This window comes from Allorhizobium sp. Av2 (assembly GCF_021462805.2).
GTDB lineage: Bacteria > Pseudomonadota > Alphaproteobacteria > Rhizobiales > Rhizobiaceae > Allorhizobium > Allorhizobium vitis_G.
Genome location: NZ_CP192696.1, coordinates 2,847,009 through 2,871,283, shown reverse-complemented (window position 1 = coordinate 2,871,283; position 24,275 = coordinate 2,847,009). Strand labels below are relative to the sequence as shown.

16 protein-coding genes are annotated in these 24,275 nt (G+C 60.3%); 2 read left to right on the top strand and 14 right to left on the bottom strand.

The features are described from left to right. Positions 1-263: 263 nt before the first annotated feature. The 4 genes from pbpC to FS819_RS13505 all read right to left on the bottom strand — a co-directional run bounded on the left by pbpC (position 264) and on the right by FS819_RS13505 (position 10,104). The gene (gene pbpC / locus FS819_RS13520; protein WP_409050093.1) at positions 264-2,348 is read right to left on the bottom strand and encodes a penicillin-binding protein 1C; all 2,085 of its coding nucleotides are present in this window, start codon (positions 2,346-2,348) and stop codon (positions 264-266) included. After that, entirely contained in the window at positions 2,348-7,909 is a 5,562-nt protein-coding gene (locus FS819_RS13515) for an alpha-2-macroglobulin family protein (RefSeq protein WP_409050091.1), read from the bottom strand. The genes pbpC and FS819_RS13515 overlap by 1 nt, the downstream gene beginning before the upstream one ends. Before the next feature lie 222 nt (positions 7,910-8,131). Further along, positions 8,132-9,412, bottom strand: coding sequence for a CynX/NimT family MFS transporter (locus FS819_RS13510; RefSeq protein WP_156551144.1), 1,281 nt, complete (start codon positions 9,410-9,412; stop codon positions 8,132-8,134). Beyond that, the gene (locus FS819_RS13505; protein WP_156551142.1) at positions 9,409-10,104 is read right to left on the bottom strand and encodes a FadR/GntR family transcriptional regulator; all 696 of its coding nucleotides are present in this window, start codon (positions 10,102-10,104) and stop codon (positions 9,409-9,411) included. Before FS819_RS13505 ends, FS819_RS13510 begins: the two co-directional genes overlap by 4 nt. Before the next feature lie 193 nt (positions 10,105-10,297). Between FS819_RS13505 and FS819_RS13500 the strand changes: the two genes are divergently transcribed. Beyond that, complete coding sequence (locus FS819_RS13500; RefSeq protein ID WP_156536034.1) at positions 10,298-11,155, top strand: DMT family transporter; 858 nt, start codon at positions 10,298-10,300, stop codon at positions 11,153-11,155. Between the two features lie 122 nt (positions 11,156-11,277). Here the strand turns inward: FS819_RS13500 and FS819_RS13495 are convergent, their stop codons facing one another. The 10 genes from FS819_RS13495 to chvE form a co-directional block, all read right to left on the bottom strand. Further along, entirely contained in the window at positions 11,278-11,640 is a 363-nt protein-coding gene (locus tag FS819_RS13495; protein ID WP_156551141.1) for a YbaN family protein, read from the bottom strand. Between the two features lie 170 nt (positions 11,641-11,810). Continuing rightward, positions 11,811-12,458 (bottom strand): 2-dehydro-3-deoxy-6-phosphogalactonate aldolase, encoded by a 648-nt coding sequence (locus FS819_RS13490; protein WP_156551139.1) that lies wholly within the window; start codon positions 12,456-12,458, stop codon positions 11,811-11,813. A gap of 14 nt (positions 12,459-12,472) precedes the next feature. Further along, a complete protein-coding gene (locus FS819_RS13485) occupies positions 12,473-13,414 on the bottom strand; it encodes a 2-dehydro-3-deoxygalactonokinase (protein WP_156551137.1) in 942 nt (313 codons plus the stop codon). A 15-nt stretch (positions 13,415-13,429) separates the two neighbouring features. Beyond that, a complete protein-coding gene (locus tag FS819_RS13480) occupies positions 13,430-14,944 on the bottom strand; it encodes an aldehyde dehydrogenase (NADP(+)) (protein ID WP_156551135.1) in 1,515 nt (504 codons plus the stop codon). A gap of 184 nt (positions 14,945-15,128) precedes the next feature. Next, positions 15,129-16,076, bottom strand: a complete 948-nt coding sequence (locus FS819_RS13475) for a Gfo/Idh/MocA family protein (protein ID WP_156551133.1) — start codon at positions 16,074-16,076, stop codon at positions 15,129-15,131. A 73-nt stretch (positions 16,077-16,149) separates the two neighbouring features. Next, on the bottom strand, positions 16,150-17,895 hold the full coding sequence (gene araD / locus FS819_RS13470) for an L-arabinonate dehydratase (protein ID WP_156551131.1): 1,746 nt from the start codon (positions 17,893-17,895) through the stop codon (positions 16,150-16,152). Positions 17,896-17,986: 91 nt separating this feature from the next. Beyond that, a complete protein-coding gene (gene araD1, locus FS819_RS13465; protein WP_070166930.1) occupies positions 17,987-18,952 on the bottom strand; it encodes an AraD1 family protein in 966 nt (321 codons plus the stop codon). 177 nt (positions 18,953-19,129) lie between these two features. Then, positions 19,130-20,329 carry a multiple monosaccharide ABC transporter permease gene (gene mmsB, locus FS819_RS13460; protein ID WP_015917232.1) on the bottom strand — a complete coding sequence of 400 codons (1,200 nt, stop codon included), beginning with the start codon at positions 20,327-20,329 and terminating at the stop codon, positions 19,130-19,132. Further along, a complete protein-coding gene (gene mmsA / locus FS819_RS13455) occupies positions 20,329-21,864 on the bottom strand; it encodes a multiple monosaccharide ABC transporter ATP-binding protein (protein WP_156551129.1) in 1,536 nt (511 codons plus the stop codon). Before mmsA ends, mmsB begins: the two co-directional genes overlap by 1 nt. A gap of 125 nt (positions 21,865-21,989) precedes the next feature. Next, positions 21,990-23,003: a multiple monosaccharide ABC transporter substrate-binding protein gene (gene chvE, locus FS819_RS13450; RefSeq protein WP_156536035.1), complete on the bottom strand. Its 1,014-nt coding sequence runs from the start codon at positions 23,001-23,003 to the stop codon at positions 21,990-21,992. A 277-nt stretch (positions 23,004-23,280) separates the two neighbouring features. Here chvE and FS819_RS13445 point away from each other — a divergent pair, with 277 nt between their 5' ends. Continuing rightward, positions 23,281-24,213: a LysR family transcriptional regulator gene (locus tag FS819_RS13445; RefSeq protein WP_156551127.1), complete on the top strand. Its 933-nt coding sequence runs from the start codon at positions 23,281-23,283 to the stop codon at positions 24,211-24,213. Positions 24,214-24,275 lie beyond the last annotated feature (62 nt).

Here is a 24,275-nt window from a genome sequence, read left to right as displayed (position 1 = left end):
AGGCGCGTTTGGCTGAGCGATTGAGGCAGCAAATGCAAAGCGATTTCCGGATAAGGACGGCATGTCTTGAGCGGCAAGTCTCTGCCATCGCTGTCCAGAAGCGTGTCAGACCTCTCACAGTCATTGTGCAGGCGCTGGCGGTCAAGCGACATCATCGTCAATCAACGACATTAGGGGGCGTTTGTTAAGATCGACTTAAATTTGGCATTTCCCCCTTTTTATAGAGGGTATATAAGTTTATTGTATATAAGTTTAAGTCAATGTTATTGAAGGAAAATGCCGACGCTGGCACTGCGGCCGCTCGCATCGATCACCGTGAGAGTCGAGTAGCCATTACCGTCAGGTGTCCAACGGGTGGTGCGGGTGCGGGCAAGATCCGGCAGAGCCTGTCCATTGGCCAGCCAGCGGAAGGGCGCGCGGCCCGCCTGAAGTTTTAACACCAACGGCAGTTGCACGCCATCGGCGGTCCGGCCAAGTTCCACATGGGCGCCTTCCGGGGGATAGACAATCATCGGCGGTTTTTCGCGGGCATTGAGGGCGATCAGGCCGCTGGCATCGCGCGAAAAGCGCCTGAGGCCGGGTGTCAGATCGCTCTTGGCGATCCGCAAGGCGCCATCCGGCGGCGGGGGCAGGGGGGCTCGCGGCAATTTGGACCGGGCAAAAGCCTCAAACAACACAGGGGCCGCGGTGCCATAGCCGGTCAGACCGGGAATGGCACTGTTATCCGCCCTGCCGATCCACACCCCGATGACCGTGCGGCCATCATAACCGATCGACCAGCCATCGCGGTAGCCGTAGCTGGTGCCGGTCTTATAAGCGATCCGTCCGGTCAGCGCGCCAAGCGGCGGGGCGACACCAGACAGGATATCGGTGACGTTCCAGGCCGCAGCCGGTTCCAGCAGGCGTCCGGGCTCAGCATGGGCGCTACCGAGCACGGCGCAGTCGCGCAGCCGGATGGCGCTGCCTTGCCGGGCAAGGGCGGCATAAAGCGTGACGAGGTCCTTCAACGTCGTACCGGCGCCGCCCAGCGCGATGGCAAGTCCCGGGGTTTCCGCCTTGGGCAGGTCGATCCTGATGTCTGATCTTTTCAGCCGGGATAGCAATTGCGAGGGGCCGACCGCTTCCAGCAAGCGGACCGCAGGCACGTTGAGCGACAGTTGCAGGGCATCGCGGATGGTGACGTCGCCCTGATAATGCATGTCGAAATTTTTCGGCCTATAGCCCGCGAAATCGGCGGGGCGATCCTCGATCACCGTATCCTGGGCAATCAATCCCTGTTCGAAAGCCAGGCCGTAGATCAGCGGCTTCAGCGTCGAGCCTGGCGACCGTTTGATGCGCGTCATGTCGATCCAGCCGGAGCGGCTGGCATCGAGATAGGCGGCGGAACCGACCCGGGCGAGGATCTCGCCGGTGCGGATGTCGGCAGCCAGAATTGCCACCGATACTTTTGGCGGAAGTCTCTGGGCCGCTTGTCTCGCCACGGTTTCCAGCGTTGCCTGCACGTCTTTTTTGAGTGTGGTCGGATAGGTCAGGCTTTCTGGCCGCTTGCGCCGTTCGGCATCGCCGACATGGGCGGCGAGCATTGGCAATTCCAGCCTTGTCTTCGGGATCGGCACGACGCTTGCCAATTGCCGGTCCTGGGCTGAGACAATACCGGCTTTTTCCATACGCGCCAGCACCCGGTCGCGGGCGGCAAGGGCGTTATCGGCAAAGCGCTCGGGTCGCCGCCGTTCCGGCAATTGCGGCAGGGCGACCAGCAGGGCTGCTTGCGCAGGCGTCAGATGTTTCGGCTCCTTGCCGAAATAGGCAAGTGAGGCGGCCCGAACCCCTTCGAGATTGCCGCCATAGGGGGCATGGGTCAGATAGAGATCGAGAATGGCGGCCTTGTCCAACCGGTGCTCGATCTGGATGGCCCGCAGCGCTTGTTGGGTCTTGGCCAGAAAGGAACGTGATTTTCGAGGCTCGATCAGCCTTGCCACCTGCATGGAGAGCGTTGAGGCACCTGACACGATCCGGCCATGGCGGATGAGCTGAAGGGACGCCCGGCCAAGCGCCAACCCATCGACGCCGGAATGATGATAGAAACGCCGGTCCTCATAGGCGACCAGCATGCGTATCAGCAAAGGATCGACATCGGCGGCTACGGTTTTCAGCCGCCAGCGACCCTCTTGCGTGGTAAAGGCCCGCAGCAATTGCCCATCGGCATCCAGAAGTTCTGCTGAATTGGGGCTGATCGCATCAAGTGGCGGCGGGAAGGCCGCATCCAGCCGGTTCAGCCCATGCCAGACCGCCCCGCCCAAAAGCAGGCCGGTCAGCAGCACCAAACCGAATGTCTTGCCGCGCCGGATCACTGTTCTGCCTTCACCTCCATGCGTCCCGTTGCCGTGCGGGCATAGCGCTGCGGGCGATACATGTCCTCGACGCTGGCGGCGGGTTGGTCGAACACGCCCGGTGTCACGGCGCGCACCACATAGGCGAGAACCATGTCGCCACTGTCCTGACTGGCGCTGTCGAGGGCTGCGACAAAGCGGTCGTCGCGGAATTCCAGATGGGCGGCTTTGGTCTCGCCCAGCCAGTCGAAATTGGCGAGATCAGCACTGCCGACCAAGGCCGGATTGTCGATTTCCAGGCCAGCCGGCAGCAGATCTGTCACCAGCAATTGCGTTGGCAAGCTTTGCGCTCCCATAGCAGCCCCGTTTGCAGCTTGAGCAACCTTCAACACCACGACATAACGCTGGTTTTGCACTGCCTCGCTGATATTCACCTTCTCGCCCGACAGCGTGTAATAGCTGCGCTCAATGGTGAAGCCTTCGCTGGCCGCTGGCAGAGGATATTTCGGCACGGCCACTGTGGTGACTGTTGCCGTCAGCGGATCTGCACCGGTATTTTCCAGTGTGACCGGCTGATGCATCAGGTCATTGCCCTCGATCCTCGCCCTATAGCCGCCGGTTTTCAGGCTGCCATTGACGGTCACGGAAAGGCCATCGTCGCTTTTGTCCAGCGCCCGGGCGGCCATCAGCATCCAGCTTTCCTCCTGGGTGCTGGTATAGGACTTGCGCTTCCAGTCTTCGATCACCGACCTGCTCAGCGCCGGGATGATCGGCGGCACGGGCCGGGCCTCGGCGGCCAGCGCCAGGATGGCGGCACCATCGCGCAATTGCGAACCGTAATCCGACCGAGCCAGGCTGACCGGCGTGATCGAGCCTTGCTGCGATTGCTCGCTTGCGGCCCGGAATATCGCCTCCGCCTTGACCGGATCGCCATAAAGCGACAGGGCCGCAGCCAGATGCGCCTTGGACAGCGGCGTCGGGAAACGGTCCAGCATCGTATCGGCGTAGTAGCGCAGGTCGCTGATCGCGGCGCGGCGATTGCGAGCCAGCACATAGAGCGCATAGGCTATCTCATTGCCCTGCGCTTCGACATCGGTGTCATAGGAGAGCTTGTTGGCCAGATTATCCAGCGCCTGCACCAGGGCGTTGTCGGGTACGTCGAAGCCCTTTTCGCGGGCGCGGGTCAGGAAATCACTGACATAGGCGTCCAGCCACAGATCTTCCGAACCGGGTGCCCAAAGGCCGAAACTGCCTTGCGCCGCCTGATAGGACAGCACCCGGTAGATGGCATCCTGAATGCGCCGGTTGATATCGGCATCAGCGGGCAGACCGGCCACATTGGCGAGGTCGTTGAGATAGAGCAGCGGCAGCGCCCGGCTGGTGGTCTGCTCGGCGCAGCCATAGGGGTAACGGTCAAGGCTTGTCAGCAGGGCGGCAATATCGAAATTGGCACCACGCGACACCGAGAGGCTCAGCGACGCGCCTTGCAACACGCTATCGGCCAGAAGATCGCCGTCCACGATCAGGCTTTTGCCAGCCGCCAGCGGCAATTCGCGCCGCGTTGTCACCGGCAGCGCGGCGGGACGCACCGGCAGATCCAGCGACCGGGTGAGCGACAGTCCAGTGTTCTTTGCCTCCCCGGTATTTGCGCCCGTGGCAGGGGTTCCTGAACCATTGTCGCCACTAGCAGAAGCCGTTCCGACAGAGGTCAGCGCCACGGAAACCGTGCCATCGCCGGGGGTAAGACCCTTCAACCCGACCGATAGGCTGGTCCGCGCCCCTGCCTTTAGCGTGACTGGAATCTGCGCTTTGGCAGGGTCGATTTCCACGGAGGGATTGCCCTTGAGCGACAATAGGTAATCTCCATCCGGCGCATCGGTGGCGGCCAGATCGAGCTGGAGGCGGGCCTGATCGCCGGGGGCGAGGAAGCGCGGCAGCGAGGCGGTGATGACCACGGGGTCGCGAACGATCACATCGGTTTGCGCATGGCCGATACCGGTGCGGTTCCAGGCGATGGCCATCAGGCGCACGGTGCCGTTGAATTGCGGAATGTCAAACTCGACCTGCGCCTTGCCGGTATGGTCGAGATGAACAGGGCCGGAAAACAGCGCCACCAGTTTTTCCTCGGGCGGACTGGCCTGCAAGGCCATCATGCCGCCATCGCCGCCGGTGCGCAGCTTGCCCATGGCGCCAAGCGATCCGTCGATCAATTGACCGTAGAGATCGCGCATTTCAATGCCCAAACGCCGCTGGCCGAAATACCAGCCATCCGGGTCCGGCGTCTCAAAGCGGGTGAGATTGAGAATGCCGACATCCACCGCCGCCACCGTGACATAGGCATCATTACCGCCACCGGTGACGCTGATCGGCACGGTCAGTTTGCGGCGTGGCTCAATCTGCTGCGGCGGGGTGAGCTTGATGGCCAGCTTGCGATTGGCCGGATCGACGCTGAGCCAGGTGACGCCGATGGCGCGCATCGGCATGCGGGTTTCCTGGCTTTCGCCCGGGCGATAAAGGGTCGCGGTGATATAGGTGCCTGCGCCGAAATTATCGGTGACGGGAATATCGATTTCGCCACCGGTGGCCGCGATGCTGGCCGTTTCCGTCGCGACAAGGGTTTCCGAGCCGATGGTCACCAGAACCTCACCGGCATAGCGCGACGAGACTTTCAGCTTTGCCGTTTCACCGATCTTGTAGACCGGCTTGTCGAGGCCGATTTCCAATGCATCCGGGGTTTCGGTCGAGCCCGCCTCGACAAACCAGCCCGCATTGAATTCGATGCTGGAGGCAGCGCCATTGGCTGTTGGCGCATCGACTTCCAACCGGTAACGGCCCCAGCCGACCGGCATCGGCAGATCGGTTTTCTCCGCGCCGATATCGACCGTGCCGCTGGCGGCCAGCTTGGTGGTGGTGATCGGCTCGAAGCGCCAGGCGCTGCCATCGCGATACCATTGATAATTTCGCTCCAATTGCACCAATTTCCACTTTGCAGCTGGAAGCGCCTGTGGCTTGCCATCGGCATCGAGCGCGATGAGCTGGAAATGGCCGGTGCTGTTTTCGGAAAGCTCGCCGGAAAACTCCGGCTTGATGCCGATGGCGGGCTGGCCGGTCTCAACCGGCAGGGTCAGTTGCCGCTCCACTGCCCGGCCGCCGCCTTCCTTCAGGCGCACGGACAATTGCGCCTGCAACAGCTGTGTGGTGGCGGGCAGGTCATCGACCTGAAGATCGACGCTGCCATGGCCCTTGTCATCCAATGGCTGGAGAGCGTCCAGTGTCAGGCTGCTATTGTCTCCGGCCTCTTCATCGGCAAGGCCGAAGACGAAGCCGGGCAGGTCGTCGCGGCTGCGGGTTGGCTTGATGACCATGTCACCTTCCAGCGAAAGGCCAGCAGCCGGTGCGCCGTAGAGATAGTGGCCATCGACACCAACCGCGAGCGGCATACCCGGTTTCAGCACATCTGCTGCCGGTTTCAGGTCGAACTCGATCCGGTCGGGCAGGAAATCATCGACCAGAAAGGTCTTTTCGGCAATGGCCGGTTTTTTCGGATCGACATGGATGCCAAGCGTCCAGGTGCCGCGCATCACGGATGTATCCAGCGCCAGATCCACAACATGGCCGCCAAGACCAGCGCCGGTGCTGACCATGCGGCGATATTCCACGCCGTCGGGCCGTGTGAAAATGAAGGTCAGCGGCAGGCCGTCAATGGCTTCCGCGCCGATGTCGCGGGCAAGGGCGCTCACATGCACCGTGTCGCCTGGGCGGTAGATGCCGCGTTCCGTCCAGGCGAAAATATCGATAGCGCCGGGTGCTGTGCGCCCGGTGACGCCCCGGTCCGACAGGTCGAAACCGGCCTTGGTCATGTCGAGGAACACGAAATCCTTGCCCGGCTGTTCGCCTGTCAGAACGGCAGGCGCTAGCGCCGCACCGGAGCGCATCAGGCCAGCCGAAAAGGTGGCTCGGCCCTGATCATCGGTGGTGGCAGTGCCGAGGATTTCGTTGTTGCGGGCCAGCAATTTCAGCTCGACGCCGGCGATTGGCTTGGCGGAGTTCAGCGAGCGGGCAAACACGTTCAACCCGTCAGTACCGGCAAAGGTGGAAAGGCCGATATCGGAAACCAGGAACCATTGCGTGGCGCGGTCTTCCCATTCGTCACTTTTACCGGCATTGGGGGACGCCGTCAGCACATAGATGCCGGGCTTGCGTTCCGGCAGAGCCTCGTCCACCGGAAAACTGGTGGTGACTTCACGGTTCAGGCTGCTTTCAATGTCGATCAAGCCTTGCCAGACCAATTCGCCATTGTCCTTTTCGATCCGGTCGGCACCGTAACCGCTGAGCTGCGAGAGAAATTGCGAATTGCTCATCAGCGGCGCAATCGCCCGTTCGCCGATCCGGTAAAGCTTCAGATTGGCCTTGTCGGTGTTAACAGAGACCAGGGGAATGCCGCGCCGCGCCGCAGACGGCAGTACGAAATGGTCGCCGGTAAAGCGCACGGTCGGGCTGCGGTCGCGGATATAGACATCGATATCGGTCTTTGCCGTCAGCGGCTCATCGACGGAGGAGGGCAGTCCTTCCCGCAGTCCAATCGTATAGCGCTGACCATAGTCCAGCCCTTCGACGCAAAGCTGGCTGTCCTTGGCTTCCAGCACCTTTGGAGGCTTGCCATTGACGGTGACGAAGGCGGTATAATCGGTGCCGCGATTGATCAACGGATCAGAAAATTGCACGCAGGCGCGAGGGGATGCGGCATCGGCATCAACACTGTTGCCGGTGATGCGAAAACCCTTGGTGGCTTTCAGCGCCAGATAGGCGGCGCGAACCGTCTTATCGGAGGCAAGCTCGAGGCTCGCCTTGTAGGTATTCAGAGCCGCGCGAAAATTCTCGTTTTTCTCCAGGGTCTTGGCCAGCACAGCCAGCGCATCGGCTCGCTCCTTGGTGCTGCGGGTCAGGTCATAGCCGAGAAGGGCTGCGTAAAGCCCCTGATTGGCAGTTGCGCGATCATCCTTGATGGTGTTGGCGGCACGGGCGGCGCTGATCCACAGGCTGGAATCCTCAGGGGAAAGCTGGGCGGCGGCCAGAAAGCCGGCCAGGGCATCGGCACCCTTGCCCGCCGACAGGCTGGCATGGGCGCGACCGATCAATCCGTTAAGGCCCAGTTCTGGTGGTTCCGCCGTCTGTGTCAGGCGCGCTCTGAAAGCGTTGGCTTGTGTGCGCAGACTATCGGAGATGAAGCCGAGCTTTGCGGGCGCGCCGATATCCGGCTCAGTGGCGCTGGTCACGATCTTACCGGCAACAGCACCCGCAAAGGGGCTGATCTGGTTGAAATCCGATTTCAGGAAGCACCAGCGGGCCTTGATATTATAGGTGAAAGCGCGGCAGGATTTGTCATCGACACAGCTTGCCTGGCATTGGTCCAGAGTGACGTTTTGCGCGGTGCGCAGGTCAAAACCGCTGTAGTCGCCATCCTGGGTCAGGGCGATGCTGCGGTTGGTTTCGGCAGCCATTGCTGATTGTATGGAGGCTGGCAGCATGAGACCCAGGAAGGCGAGCACCGTCCCGGCGAATATCCGTTGCAGACCCATGACAATTGCCCCTCTTTTCGTCAATCAACCGGCGCGCCGCGACGAGCCGCCCACGTCTCGTCCATTCCCTTATTCCAAGGCAAGACAATGCTCAAACATTCTCGTCTTGAAACCATTGCGACGGCCCCACGTCCATTCGAGGGTTGAGGGCGTCGCGCATGGAATGCGACCCGCCATTTTCCATGGCATGTCCTTTTACTCTTCCGATTTAACCATTTGGTGTCAATGAGGTTTTTCGTCGATTACCACATCGACCCGCAGATCGCGGCCCGCCCGCCAGCCATTCCAGGCTGCGCCAAGGCCGAGCGCGACAAACAGCAGGGCGGCCCAGGCGAAACTGCCCGTGGCACCACGGATCAGCCCAACGAGCAGCGGGCCAATGGCGGCCAGGCAATAGCCGACGCATTGCGCCATGCCCGATAGATGGGAGGCAATCTGCGGGCTGCCAGAGCGCAGCACGATTGCGGTCATGGCAAGCGCGATCAGGCTGCCTTGGCCGATACCTTGCAGCACGGCCCAGATCCACAGGGTGGAAAGGGGAGCAAACAACAGGCCGATCAGTGCGATGACAGCGAGAATGGCAACAGCGGCGTTGACAAGGCTTTGGTTCTTGCCCCGAACGGCAAGCTGCGGCGCGACAATACAGGCCGCCGCCTGCACCATGACCGAGACCGAAACGACCGCCCCTGCCGTTACCCCGTCCAGCCCGCGTTCCCGCAGGATCGGCACCAGCCAACCGAACACACAATAGGCCAGTGCCGATTGCAATCCGGTGTAAAGCGTCACGTTCCAGGCCAGCCGGTCACGCCACAGGCCCTTCACCTCGGCCCTGAATCCCGGCCTTGCCGCATGGCCGGAAAAGGCCTGCGGCAGAAACAGCAGGAACACCATGGCAGCCGGAAGCCCCCAGGCGGCCAGGCCGATGGCCAGCGAACCGCCACTGGCTGCCTCGATCGGCAGGGTCAGCCCGGCGGCGGCCGCCGCGCCACCACAGAGCGCCATGGTGTAAAAGCCGGTCATCAACGCGGCCCGATCAGGAAAATCGCGTTTCACCAGACCCGGCAGCAGCACATTTCCGACCGCGATGCAGGCACCGGCAAGCGCTGTGCCAAAAAACAGGGTGGGAAGGCTGGAAAAGCCGCGCAGGGCGGTGCCGATGGCCAGCAATGCCATGACGGCCAGCAGCGTCTTTTCCGCGCCGTAGCGGTCGCCAAGTTTGGGTGCCAGGGGTGAGAAGACCCCAAGGCAAACCACCGGCAGGGTGGTCAGCAGGCTAGCACCCAGCACGGAGAGACCCAGTTGGTCACGTATTTCCGGCAGCAGTGTCGAAGCGCTGGAAAACAGCGGGCGCAGGTTGAAGGCAATCAACACCAGACTGACGCCCAACACGATGCGCGACAGAGGCGACCGCCCCGAGGCTTGAGGCGGGGTAGGGGCGTCTTCGACCTGCGCATCGATCAGCAATTCGTCGCCAAGATCAAGCTGGGGATGGGCATTCGTCATGGGCGAAGGCTTTCAGAGGCGGCAATATCATCAAGAAAGGCAAGCATCGGCTGCATGAAGGCACGCACCGCACTGTCTGCTTGATCGGGATCGCCGCTGGCAATGGCATCGACAATAGCGCGGTGGGCGTCAAGGTCCGGTTCCGGCACAAGGCCGCCGGTGGTTGCCTCGATGGTCTGGGTAATCGAGCGGGTGAAAAACTCGTAAAGCTCCAGCATGGCGGCATTTTCCGATGCGGCGATTACCGCCCGGTGAAAGGCCAGATCGCGAGCGATAAAAGCGTTACGGTCGGGATCGGCACCGGAATGGCCGCGCTGGTCCAGCAGGGCGTGCAATTGCCTGATGGTGGCCGGTCTCGCCCTGATAGCGGCCAGCCTTGCCCCTTCCACATCCAGTGCCAGCCGAGCCTCCAGCCGGTCGCGCAGGCTGGTACGATGGGCAAGATCCAGCGGTTCGGGGGTGATGCGGTCTTTTATCACATAGGTGCCGGAGCCCTGGCGGGTTTCCAGTAGGCCCTGCGCCACCAGCACCCGCACGGCTTCGCGGATCGTACCGCGGCTGACATGCAGCGCGTCAGACAGGCTTTGCTCATTCGGCAATTTTTCGCCGATCCGCCATGTCCCACGGCCAAGGGCGGTTCGAATACGCTCGGCGGCCCCATCGGCCAGATTGGTTTTCAGCAACGGTCTCATTTGACAATTGATAAAGTCATCGGATGACTTTATCAATTGTCAAATGTAGTTATTTCAGCGGATCTATATGGGCGGTTCGCTTCGCGCATGATAGGGACGCGCCAATTCGCTCCTTCCCTAATCAAGGCCTACAGTCGTGATCCGTTCTCTCCTCGCCAATTTTCAAACCTCTCGTGCCACCGGTCCGGCCATCATGCTGGCGGGGATGCTGATGTTTGCGCTGAACGATGCCATGGCCAAGGCGCTTGTCGCCCATTACGGGCTGGGTCAGGTCGTGGTGCTGCGCAGCTTGGCGGCTTTGCTCCTGCTTTTGCCGTTTCTGGTGCGCGGTGGGCTTGCGCCGATCCTCAGCGTCGAGCGGCCCTGGATGCAGCTGGCGCGGGTGACGTGCTCGACGGTTGAAATTATCGGCTTCTACTATGCGGTCAGCTATCTGCCGCTGGCGGATGTTATGACCTATTGGCTGGCCGCGCCGATCTACGTTGCGGCCTGTGCACCCTTTCTGCTGGGCGAAAAGCTTGGCTGGCGGCGCATCACCGCCATCGTGGTCGGTTTTATCGGCGTGATCATCACGCTGGAACCGTCGCGGGCGATGTTTTCCGCACCGGCGCTGATTTCCATTATCGGCAGCGCGGCCTTTGCTTTCATGATGCTGTCAGGCCGTTCGCTGCGGGCTACGCCGGATAAGTTGCTGGTGCTGTTCCAGGTAACGGCGGCGCTGGTCGGCGGATTGTTTTTCGCGCCCTTCGACTGGGTCGAGATCGGTTCCGCCACCGATATCGTCATGTTGGGTCTGCTCGGCATCGTCGCCATGGCGGCGCATATGCTGGTCAATCGCGCCCTGAAAATATCCGATGCCGCAGCGGTTGCGCCCTTGCAATATACGCTGCTGCTGTGGGCTGTGCTGTTCGGCTGGCTGTTCTTTGGCGATGTGCCGCGCACCGGCATGGTGATCGGCGCAGCCCTGATTATCGGCTCCGGCCTGTTCATCTTCTTCCGCGAACGGCACTTGAACAAGACCGACTGCGTGCTGCCGGCGGTGCCGGAATAGAGCATTTCCAGGAAAAGTGGAAACCGGTTTTCCCGAAAAGACAAACGAAAACAAGAGAATCTAGTGTCTGTCTGGTTCAATCTGAACTTGACAGACTCTAAGAGCAGAAACGCTCTAAGAGATTATTGTTTCGGCTCTGGCCGGCTGACGACGAAAGCCGCCGAGCAGAGAAGAATAATCCCGGTGCCAACGCGCACGTAAAGCGGTGCCGACGAGAAGAACCACATCACGGCAAAGCTCAGCCCCATCGCCACAACGGCGGCTACCTTGGCGCGCCGCGAGATCGCGCCTTGGCGGCGCCAGTCCAGCAGCGGCTGGCCAAAACGGGGATGGTCAAGCAACCATTGCTCAAAGCGCGGCGAGGAGCGGGCAAACAGGGCGGCGGCAAGGATTATGAACGGCGTGGTCGGCAGCACCGGCACGAAAATACCGACAATGCCGAGCCCGACGAAAAACCAGCCCAAGCCCAGCAATATCAGCCGCATGTCCATTTCCTCGTACCACACTCTATCCGTGATACAGGATTTGGATGGGTATGGAATATTCAGCTCTACTCTGGCTTGGATTTTATATCGAAAAATGTTGGTCTGGGCAGTTCAATCTTCCTGCCTGCCAGCGCATGTTACATGACGGCTGGCAGACAGGACATGAAACTCTATGCCTTATGGGCAGCGACGGCGGCATCATAGGCAGCCACCAGCGTTGCTGCACGTTGCTTGACCACATCAGCCTTATCGCCGGGCTTGTAGAGGCTGGTGCCGATGCCGAAGGCCCGGACACCCGCATTCAGGTAGTCGCCGAAATTGTTTTCGCCAACGCCGCCAACGGCGCCGATTGGGAAATTGGCGGGCAGAATGGCCTTGATGGCATTGATGCCGCTTGGGCCGAGGACGCTGGCGGGGAAGAATTTGATCGCCGAGGCACCGGCCTTGATGGCTGCCAGCGCTTCGGTCGGGGTAAAGGCACCGGGCATCGAGACCATGCCCAGCCTGGCGGCCTGTCCGATCACCGCTGGATCGGTATTGGGCGTTACCAGAAGGTTGCCGCCAACGCTGTGCAATTGCTCGACCGCACCGGCATCGAGAACGGTGCCTGCGCCGATCAGCACGCCGTCCGGCGCACGCTTGCGGGCCTTTTCAATCGAGATGAACGGATCAGGTGAATTCAGCGGCACTTCGATGGCCTCGAAGCCCTGTTCCAGAAGCACATCGACAACACTTTCGATGTCATCAGGGCCGATGCCGCGCAGGATGGCGACCAGTTCGCGCTTCAACTGCGGCCATGGGGTATGGGTGGTGGTCATGATCTGTCCTAACGTCAATTTTGAAGAATGGCCTTGGCGGCGGCAAACAGACCGTCGCGCACCAGGGCGCTGCCGTCAAGAATGCTGGCCTTGCCGTCCGCCAGGGTGATCGCCTTGGCATAGAGCGCTGAGAGCGCTTTTGAACCGACGATATGCACGGTCTTGCCGGAACGGACCCACTCGCGCATGCCGTTGATTTCGGCGCCAATCAGCAGGCCGGACAATCGGCTGGCCGCCTCGTTGGCTCCAGGCGTGGAAAGCAGACCGGCGGCGCGGATCGAAAACAGGCTGGTGGTCAGGGTGAAATTTTCGCTGAGCGCTTCGGTGACCGCATCGGCAAACACCGTCTGATCGGTTTCCGCCGGGGCTTGCTGGATCGACAGGCGCAGGATCGATTGTTTGGCGAGCAGATCAAACAGCTCGCCGGTCATGACCGTGCGAAATCTCTGCACCACGCCGTTTTCCAGATCCACCCATTTGCAATGGGTGCCGGGCATGCAGATCACGCCCGAAGCAATGCCGCCCGCTACGACACCGGCAAGCTGGGTTTCTTCGCCGCGCATCACATCGAAAGGGCCGGTCTCTTTCTGGCAGAGGCCTGGCAGGATATAAACCGGGCGCGATGCTTTCGGGCTGACGGTATGGTGATGAAGACCGGACAGCGATGCAGGTGTTTCGACATAGGGCGCTTCCAGCCAACCGGCCCGCGCCCCTGCCATGCCAGCGATCACCACCGGCAGGTCCAGAGGCGCTGACAGCGCCTCCAGATGTTCTTCCAACACGGCGGCAAACCGGTTGTCTGCCGCGCAGGCCGACATGCCGTCGGCAGATTGACGTTCGCCCAGCACATTGCCCGCGCCATCCACCAGCCAGAGGCGGAAATTGCTGGTGCCCCAATCGGCAAGCCCAACGAAGGGCCTGCCGGTCTCTGCAACCGTTTCGGTTTTGTCAGCCATGCTGTTCGTCCGCGCTTATTGCAGGTCTTCCGGCAGCAGGGCGACCGGAATGTTCTGATAGCTGACCGGACGCAGGAAGCGACGGATCGCCATCGTGCCGACAGAGGTTGCGCCGAAATTGGTGGTGGCCGGATAAGGTCCGCCATGCACCATGGCATCGCAAACCTCGACACCGGTCGGGAAACCGTTGGCCAGCACGCGACCGGATTTGCGCTCCAGGATTGGCAGCAGCTTGCGGGCGATCTGCGCGTCGGCGTCGTCCATTTGCAGCGTCGTGGTCAGCTGGCCGACCAGGCTTTCGGCAATACCGACCATTTCATCTTCGTCCTTGACGGTGACGAACACGCCGAGCGGACCGAAGACTTCTTCGCTCAGCACATGGTTTGCCAGCCAGTTTTCACCTGTTGTGGCAAACAGATAAGGCTTGGCATTGCGCTGGTCGCAGGTGGAGGTCAGCACGGACTGGACGCCTGTGGTTTCCTCGATGCGCTTGGCTCCTTCTCGGTAGGCATTGGCAATGCCATCGGTCAGCATGGTCTGGGCATTGGCAGCAGCCAGCGCGGTCTTGGCGGTTTCCAGGAAGGCGTCGGCTTCTGGGCCTTCCTTGATGATGGCGATGCCGGGATTGGTGCAGAACTGGCCAGCGCCCATGGTGAGCGAACCCGCCCAACCCTTGGCAATCGCCTCGCCACGGGCTGAGACTGCGGCAGGCAGCAGGAACATCGGATTGACCGATCCCAGTTCACCGAAGAACGGAATGGGCTCGTCACGGTGCACGCAGAGATCAAACAGCGCACGGCCACCGCGCAGCGAGCCGGTAAAGCCGACAGCGCGGGTCAACGGATGCAGGCAGATGGCCTCGCCGGTTTCGCGATTGCCGCCCTGGACCAGCGAGAAGGTGCCGGGATGAACGCCGGTGCTCTTGATGGCGGCGTGGATCGCCTGGGCGACGATTTCAGCAGTACCCGGATGGGCTTCATGACCCTTGACGACAACAGGGCAACCGGCGGCCAGTGCCGAGGCGGTATCGCCGCCAGCGGTGGAGAAGGCCAGCGGGAAATTCGACGCACCAAACACGCCGACCGGGCCGATAGGCCGCTGCATCAGGCGAATGTCGGGGCGAGGCAGGGGCTGGCGCTCCGGCAGGGCGGCATCATAACGGCGGTCGAGATAATCGCCCTTGCGGATATGCTCGGCAAACAATCGCAGCTGGCCGGTGGTGCGGCCACGCTCGCCGACGAGGCGGGCTTCCGGCAGGCCGGTTTCCTGGGTGCCGATCTTGGTGATTTCATCGCCACGCGCATCGATTTCCTCGGCGATGGCTTCCAGAAACTTGGCGCGATCTTCGCGGGAGGAATAGCCGTAGCTGGCGAAGGCCTGTTCGGCGGCTTTCATGGCGCGGTCGACCAGAGCGGCAGAGCCCAGGAAGAATGTATGGCTCTCGCCCGAAGCGGGGCTGGAGGTGAAGGTTCCCGTACCTTCAACCCATTCTCCGGCGATCAGGTGTTTTCCGGTGAGGTTCAGCGTCATGGAGCAGTCCTTTCAAAAATCTCGTTCCGCAGGCAGATCGGCGATCAGCCGACCGCGCTGCTATTTGCCCTAGATGCGCCCGCGTTGGTCGTTCGTCGCATCCGTTTGGCTTTTGTATTCGGCTTGTGCATTCGGCTTGCGGGGCAGGACCGACTGACGTCGATCCCGTCCCATAAAGTGCGTCTTACTCGATGAAGGCTTCCACTTCATGACGCTCCGCCGTCAGGAATGCATCGGCAACCAGCCGTAGCGGCTGGAAATCGACGTCGCTTTCGCGGCTGCGCACCAGTTCGGCAAAACGCGTGTAGATCCGGGCATATTCCCGGTCGGGGCCTTCCACGGTCAATGTCTCATTTATATAGAGTTCCGCGCCGCCTTTTGCGAGCCTCAGCGTGCCTTGATCCGTCTCGACGACGATATCCCAGGTCTGCGGGCCTTCCTGGCGCCAGTCGAATTCCGCCTGTATCGGCGCACCGGCTGCGCTGCGCATCGCAAGGCTGGCGGCAATCGGCTGCTGGCGATTGGCGGGGAAGGACAAGGCTGCCTTTTCAACGATGGTCTGGCCGGGAATGATCGCGGTCAAGATCGACAGGGCATTGATGCCCGGATCGAACACGCCGAAACCGCCGGCCTCCCAAATCCAGGCCTGGCCCGGATGCCAGCGGCGGACATCTTCCTTCCAGGTGATCTCGATCCGGGTGATGGTCTTGCCGTCGAGCCATTGGCGGGCCGGTTCCACACCATTGGCAAAGCGGGAATGCCAGGTGGCAAACAGGGTGACGCCTGCGTCACGCGCAAGGTCGGCCAGCGCCTGGGCTTCGCCAATGGTTGCCGCAGGCGGCTTTTCCATCAACACGTCGAGGCCGCTGGCAATTGCCTTCTTGGCCATGGCGAAGCGGACATCGGGTGGGGTGCACAGCGCGATGGCGCGGATATCCTGGCGGGTCTCCAGAAACACATCGAAATTTTCGAAATTCTCGGCGCTGTCGATCTTGCCATTGCGGCTGATGGCGGCGGCGATCACGAAGTCACTGCCGTTTTCGCAGGACGGAATATGCTGGTCGCGGGCAATCTTGCCGACGCCGGCCAGTGCCAGGGCAATCCTGGTTCCGGTGTTTTCAGAAGAGGTCATGACCTGTTCCCTGTCTCGTCATTGAATGGTGTCAAGCGCGCCGGTGGGCGCGCTTGATGGGAGATTGGATGGATCAATGCGCGTCCTTGCCAACGGCAGCGCCGCGGCAGCCCTTGAGGAAGTCGAAGTCGGCGCCGGTATCGGCCCCTTCCACGTGATCGTGGAACAGTCGCGCATAGCCGCTGGCTGGCGGCTCGACATTCGGGCGCCAATCGGCCAGGCGGCGCTGCATTTCCTCGTCGGAAATGTCCAGATGCACCCGGCGTTCCTTGACGTCGATCTCGATGAAATCGCCGTTCTTGACGATGGCCAGCGGTCCGCCACGGGCGGCTTCCGGCGAGGTGTGCAGCAGCACGGTGCCGTAGGCGGTGCCGGACATGCGGGCATCGGAAATGCGCACCATGTCGGTAATACCCTTGCGCAGCACCTTGGGCGGCAGGCCCATATTGCCGACCTCGGCCATGCCCGGATAGCCGCGCGGGCCACAGTTCTTCATCACCATCACGCAGGTTTCGTCAATGTCGAGGTTCTCGTCATTGATCTTGGCCTTGTAGTCGTCGATGTCTTCGAACACCACGGCGCGACCGCGATGTTTCATCAGATGCGCGGAAGCGGCCGATGGCTTCAGCACGCAGCCCTTCGGGGCCAGGTTTCCACGCAGCACGGCGATGCCGCCCTGCTGGGTCAGCGCCTTGTCGAACGGACGGATAACATCCTCGTTCCAGTTGCGGACATCCTTGACTTCGTCCCAGATGGTGACGCCGGAGACGGTCAGTGCATCCTTGTGCAGCTTACCGGCTTCCGCCAACATCTTGATCACCACCGGCAGACCACCGGCATAGAAGAACTCTTCCATCAGATACTCGCCCGATGGCATCAGGTTGACGATGGTCGGGATATCGCGGCCACAGCGGTCCCAGTCATCCAGCGTCAGGTCGATCCCACAGCGACCAGCCATGGCCAGAAGATGCACGACCGCATTGGTCGAGCCGCCGATGGCGCCATTGATGCGGATGGCATTTTCAAAGGCTTCCTTGGTCATGATGTCAGAAGGTTTCAGATCGTCCTTGACCATTTGCACGATCCGGCGGCCTGAAAGCTGCGCCATCACCCGGCGGCGGCTGTCAACGGCGGGAATGGCGGCGTTGCCGGACAAGGCCATGCCGAGCGATTCCACCATCGAGGCCATGGTCGAGGCCGTTCCCATGGTGTTGCAGGTGCCGCTGGAACGCGACATCGAGGCTTCGGCCTCCATGAATTCTTCCTGGGTCATCTCGCCTGCCTTGACGGCTTCCGAGAATTTCCACAGATGCGTGCCGGAGCCGACGCGCTCACCCCGGAAATAACCGTTCAGCATCGGCCCGCCGGTAACGACGATGGAGGGAATGTCGGTGGAGGCGGCGGCCATCACCAGCGACGGCGTGGTCTTGTCGCAGCCGACCAGCAGCACGGCGCCGTCGATCGGCTGGCCGCGCATGGCTTCCTCGACGGCCAGCGCCGCCAAGTTGCGATACATCATCGCGGTCGGACGGAAGGTGTTTTCGGATGCGGAGAACACCGGAACCTCGACCGGAAAACCACCGGCTTCCCAGATGCCGGCCTTCACCTTTTCGGCCAGCTCGCGCAAATGGCCGTTGCAGGGGGTCAGGTCCGACCAGGTGTTGAGAATGCCGATGACCGGACGGCCATCGAACAGGTCATGCGGATACCCCTGGTTCTTCATCCAGCCGCGATGGTAGATTGTATCGCGTGAGTTGCCGCCGTACCATTCCTGCGACCTCAGTTTGCGAGGCCAAGCTTTTGGTGTAAAACCACTCATGGCGTTTCTATCCCGTGTTTCGTTCAGTTTACGCGGTTAGAGCACCGCTGTTTGATTCATTCAGGCAATGTCGATGCCGGATGGACCGGCATCAAAGCGTCTTGACGGCAAAGGGGGTTTCCGCCGCGACCACCAGCGGGTTCTGCAGCGGCAGGCCGAACTGGCTGGCGCTGACTTCGAACACGTCGCCGGGGACGGTCTTGAAGCCATCGGCAAAGGACAGCGTCGCTGTGCCGAACATATGCACATGCAGGTCGCCCGGCTGGCAGAATAACCCGTATTTGAAATGGTGATATTCCAGATTGGCGATGGTGTGGGACATGTTGTCCTCACCCGACAGGAACGGCTTTTCCCAGACGGTCTTGCCATCCCGCAGGATTTTCGATGCGCCGGTAACGTTGGCCGGAAGGTCGCCGACCAGCAGTTCCGGGCCAAAAGAGGCCGGGCGCAGCTTGGAATGGGCGAGATAGAGATAGTTGATCTTTTCGGTCACGTGGTCGGAAAACTCGTTGGCGAGCGAAAAGCCGAGACGAACTGGTGTGCCATCGTTATCGATAACATAAAATCCCGCAATTTCCGGTTCTTCGCCGCCGTCAAGCGCAAAGGAGGGCGATTCCAGGCCGTCGCCGGGAGCGATGGCATTGACGCCGGTGCCTTTGTAGAACCATTCCGGCTGAACGCCCCACTCACCAGCCTTGGGCTTGCCGCCTTCAAGGCCCATACGGAACATTTTCATCGAATCGCTCATGCCTGCCGTGTCGGCATGCATGCTGTCACGGGCCGATGCCGAACCGGTATGGGTCAGGCCGGTGCCGGTCAGGAACATATGGGCGGCATCGGGATGACGCACCGGGCAATCCAGCTTGCCACTGGCGGCAAGGGCGGTGAGATCGACGGTGTCGCCTGCGCCTTGTTTGGCGATGAGATCGGCGATCGACACCTTGGCTGCAATTGCCGCCTTGGCGAGATCGTAGGTGGAGGAAAATCCTGGCACGAGGCGCGCGGTTTCACCCTGCCGGCAGATCACTCCGCCAGCCTTCAACTGTGAAAGATACATTGTTCAGTGTCCTTGGAACATTTCATGGAGCGTTTCATATGGCAACGGAGGCGTTGAAACGGTCTCTGGTTTTACTCTCATGCAATCGGCAGGAACGCCGCTTCACATTATTCCCGGGATTGCTGCACGTCATGGGGTTTGGGCCGGAAACGGTTGAGTGCTTCCGGCCCAAAAGTGTCAGGCTGCTTTATTCTTGTTATAGACGTCGAAGAACACGGCGGCGAGCAGCACCAGGCCCTTGACCATCTGCTGGAAGTCGATGCCGAGACCGATGATCGACATGCCGTTGTTCATCACGCCCATGATGAAGGCGCCGATGACCGCGCCGGTAATCTTGCCGACGCCGCCCGAGGCCGAGGCGCCGCCGATAAAGCAGGCCGCGATGACGTCAAGCTCGAAGCCGCTACCCGCTTTCGGCGTTGCGGAATTGAGGCGCGCCGCAACGATCATGCCGGCGAGGCCCGCGAGAACGCCCATGTTGACGAAAGTCAGGAAGCTCAGCCGCTCGGTATTGATACCCGACAGCTTGGTGGCCTTTTCATTGCCGCCCATGGCGTAGATCCGGCGACCAATGGTGGTGCGGCGGGTGACGAAGGAATAGAGCATGATCAGCACGAGCATGACGACCAGTACGTTCGGCATGCCGCGATAGGTTGACAGCAAGTAGCCGAGCAGCAACACAGCACCCGAAACGATCAGGTTCTGTGCGACGAAGAAGCCGAACGGTTCGACATCGATGCCATGGGCGACATTGACTTGCCGGCGGCGCCAGGCAAGCACGAACAGCGCGACGGCACCGATCACGGTCAGGATAATCGATGTCGAATGGATGTCACCCATGTCGAACAGATCCGGGAGGAAGCCGGTGCTGATCAGCTGGAATTCCTTGGGGAAAGGACCGATGTTACGGCCACCAAGCACGAACAGCGTCAGGCCACGAAACACCAGCATGCCAGCCAGCGTGACGATGAAGGACGGAATGCGGTGATAGGCGACCCAATAGCCTTGTGCCGCACCGATCACACCGCCAATCACCAAACAGATCAAAACCGTTGGCAGGAAGCCAAGGCCCCATTGCACGGTCAGGATGGCGGCAATGGCGCCGATGAAGCCGACGATGGAGCCGACCGACAGATCGATATGTCCGGCGACGATCACCAGCAGCATGCCAAGCGCCATGATGATGATGAAGGAATTCTGCAAAACCAGATTGGTCAGGTTGACCGGCTTGAAGAGAATGCCGCCCGTGTAGAACTGGAAAAACACCATGATGGCGACGAGCGCGATCAACATGCCATATTCGCGGATATTGGCGCGAATATAGGAGGCGACCGACACCACGTTCTGTTCTTCCGTGGAAGGGTTGACGGAACTCATTATTTCTTCTCCCCTGAGCGCATGATAGCGCGCATGATGCTTTCCTGGCTTGCCTCTTCTTTCGAGAGCTCGGCCACCATGCGTCCTTCATTCATGACGTAGATGCGATCGCAGGTGCCAAGCAGTTCGGGCATTTCCGATGAAATCATCAGAACGCCTTTTCCGTCGGCTGCAAGCTGGTTGATGATGCTGTAGATTTCGTATTTCGCGCCAACGTCGATACCACGGGTTGGCTCATCGAGAATGAGCACTTCCGGGTTGGAAAACAGCCATTTCGACAAAACCACCTTCTGCTGGTTGCCGCCCGACAAATTGATGGTTTCCTGGTAGATCCCGTGCGAACGGATGCGCAGCTTCGAACGATAATCAGTGGCAACCTTGATTTCCCTGATATCGTTGATGACGGTGGCCTTGGACACGCCGGGCAGATTGGCAAGCGTGGTATTGTGCAGGATCGTTTCGGCCAGAACCAGGCCGAGATGCTTGCGGTCTTCGGTGACATAGGCGAGGCCAGCGTCGATGGCCTTGCGCACGGTCGAAACATCGACCGGCTTGCCGTCGATCAGAACATCACCGCTGATCTTGTGGCCATAGGCTTTGCCAAACACGCTCATGGCAAATTCTGTGCGTCCAGCGCCCATCAGCCCTGCAATGCCAACGACTTCACCGCGTTTCACCGACACATTGATGTCATGCAGAACCTGACGATCCCGGTGCTGATGGTGGAAGGCGTTCCAGTTTTTAACCTCAAGAACGGTCTCGCCAATCGTCACGTCACGTGGCGGGTAGCGGTCTTCGAGATCGCGGCCGACCATGTTGCGGATGATGACGTCTTCGCTGACTTCTTCCTCATGACAGTTCAATGTCTTGACCGTCATACCGTCGCGCAGCACGGTGATCTGGTCGGCCACCTTGCGCACTTCGTTCAGCTTATGGGTGATGATGATCGAGGTGATGCCCTGTTCGCGGAACTCGATCAGCAGATTGAGAAGAGCATCGCTGTCGGTTTCGTTGAGCGAGGCGGTCGGCTCATCGAGGATCAAAAGCTTGACGCTTTTTGACAAAGCCTTGGCAATTTCCGCCAGCTGCTGCTTGCCGACGCCGATATCCGTCACCAGCGTTGATGGCTGCTCCTTCAAGCCAACCTTGGCGAGGAGCTTCTTGGTGCGGCTGAAGGTTTCTTCCCAGCTGATGACGCCGTTGCTGGCAATTTCATTGCCAAGGAAGATGTTTTCGGCAATCGACAGCTGCGGAACCAAAGCCAGTTCCTGGTGGATGATGATGATGCCGATTTCTTCGCTATTCTTGATGACCTTGAAATTGCGCACTTCGCCGTCATAGACGATGTCGCCATCATAGGTCCCTGCGGGATAAACGCCGGAGAGAACTTTCATCAGGGTCGATTTTCCGGCCCCGTTCTCGCCCACCAACGCATGGATTTCACCACGGCGAACCTTGAGGTTCACATTCTCAAGCGCTTTCACGCCCGGGAACGTCTTGGTGATGTTCCGCATTTCGAGGATGGTATTGTCCATAATATCGTTCCAGAGCCACGGCCGCCCAAATCCACAATAGGCCAAAGCCACAGTAGGAATGCGCAGGCAGGCAACAATAAAAAGGAAGCCGGAACTTTTGCTTGAAAAGTTCCGGCCGCTTTTTGTTACTTCAGCTGATCGGCCTTATAGTAGCCGCCTTCAACCAGGACCTTTTCGTAGTTGGTCTTGGTAACGGCAACTGGCTTCAGCAGGTAAGCCGGAACCACCTTGACGCCGTTGTCGTAGGTCTTGGTGTCGTTGACTTCAGGCGTCTTGCCTTCCATCAGCGCGTTGACCATGGAAACGGTCACCTTGGCGAGATCGCGGGTGTCCTTGAAGATCGTCGAATACTGCTCACCGGCAATGATCGACTTGACCGAAGGCACTTCAGCATCCTGACCGGAGATGAACGGCAGCGGCTGGTCCTTGGAACCGTAGCCAACGCCCTTCAGCGACGAAATGATGCCGATGGAGATGCCGTCATAGGGAGACAGGACGGCATTGACCTTGGCGTCGGTGTAATAGGCCGACAGCAGGTTATCCATACGGGCCTGGGCAACGGCACCATCCCAACGCAGCGTACCGACCTTGTCCATGCCGGTCTGGCCGGACTTCACGACGAGCTTGCCGCTGTCGATGTAAGGCTGGAGAACCGACATTGCGCCATTGTAGAAAAAGAAGGCGTTGTTGTCGTCAGGCGAACCGCCGAACAGCTCGATGTTGAACGGGCCTTTGCCGTCCTTGAGGCCGAGGCCGTCAACGAGCGTGCCAGCCTGCAAGACGCCGACCTGGAAGTTGTCGAAGGTTGCGTAGTAATCGACATTGGCGCTGTCGCGGATCAGACGGTCATAAGCAATGACCTTGATGCCAGCATCATGGGCCTGCTTCAGCACGTCGGACAGTGTCGTGCCGTCGATGGCGGCGACGACCAGAACCTTGGCACCCTTGGTGACCATGTTCTCGATCTGCGAGAGCTGGTTCGGGATATCGTCGTCAGCATACTGAAGGTCGGTGGTGTAGCCGGCTTCCTTGAGCTGCTTGACGATGTTGTTGCCGTCATCGATCCAACGGGCCGAAGACTTGGTCGGCATGGCAATGCCAACAGTGCCCTTGTCGGCTGCAAAAACAGACGACGACATGACAGCTGCGCCCAAAGCGATGGACGCAAAAAGTTTTACGAGTGTCTTCACGAGGAACCTCCCTTGGTTTCCATATCAATCCGCTACATGATCTGGCGCGTAATCCGTTTCCGGTCTGGCACGTCATGCAGAAGCGGCCCCAGCTCCTTCTGTTCGCCGCAAAGAATCCGATAGGCTTTATAAGCACTACACGATCCATGCGGGACTCTTATCTGTCCGGGTATGTCATTCAAATGATTTATTTGACATTCCACATATCAATCCTGATATACGCTTTATGAATAATACACTGGCAAACCGGCTCCAGCCGAAGCATTTCACGCTCATCAAGGCGATTGGCGAGCTTGGACAATTGAGCCTGGCGGCAGGCCAGGTCTCGATGACCCAGCCTGCGGCGTCGCGTATGCTGGCCGAGATCGAGCGGATCGTCGGCGCGGCGGTATTCCTGCGCACGCCCAAGGGTATGGAGGCGACAGAAGTGGGGGCGGCCCTGGTGCGGCGCTCTGAAATCCTGCTTCAGGAAATGCGCGAGGCGATGCGCGAGGTGGACGCAATCAAGCGCGGCGCATCCGGCACGGTCAGTGTCGGTGCGGTAACGGGTGGGGCGCTCGGCTATATCGTGCCTGCCATCAGCACGCTGAAGGCAGAAGCCCGCACTGCCGATATTTATGTGGATGTGGCCCCGAGCGGTACGCTGATCTCCAATCTGGTTTCGGGACAGTTCGATTTTGTGCTGGGGCGGATCCCGGTTGGTGTCGATGCCCGCCAATTCCATATTCGTCATGCCCGCACCGAGGAAGTGGACCTGATCGTCCACCAGAGCCATCCCCTGGCGAATGCGAGTGATCTTGGCATGACCGACCTGCTGCATTTTCCCTGGGTCATGCAGGGGCCGGGCGCCCCGGTGCGCCAGGCCGTTGAAAACGCCTTCATCGATGCAGGAACAACGCTGCCGGTCGATGTTGTCAACACCACCTCGCTGCTGGTGATGATTGCGATGATTGCTGCGTCCAATGCGATCACGCCGCTGTCGCGGGAAGTATCCGACCTGCTCTGTCGGCAGACGACAGGGGCCGGGCTGTGCTGCCTGAAGATCCGGCGACCGATTATCGTTCTGCCGTACCATATGATCAGCATGAAAAACCGTCATATGTCGACGCTGGCCGCCCGTCTTCAGGATCTCGTCCTTCAGGAGTTCACCACGCGCTGAGACCTGTTCTTTTCTGGTATCTTCTGGTCTGTAGCAGGATCGTTTTGGAACAACTGTCACCT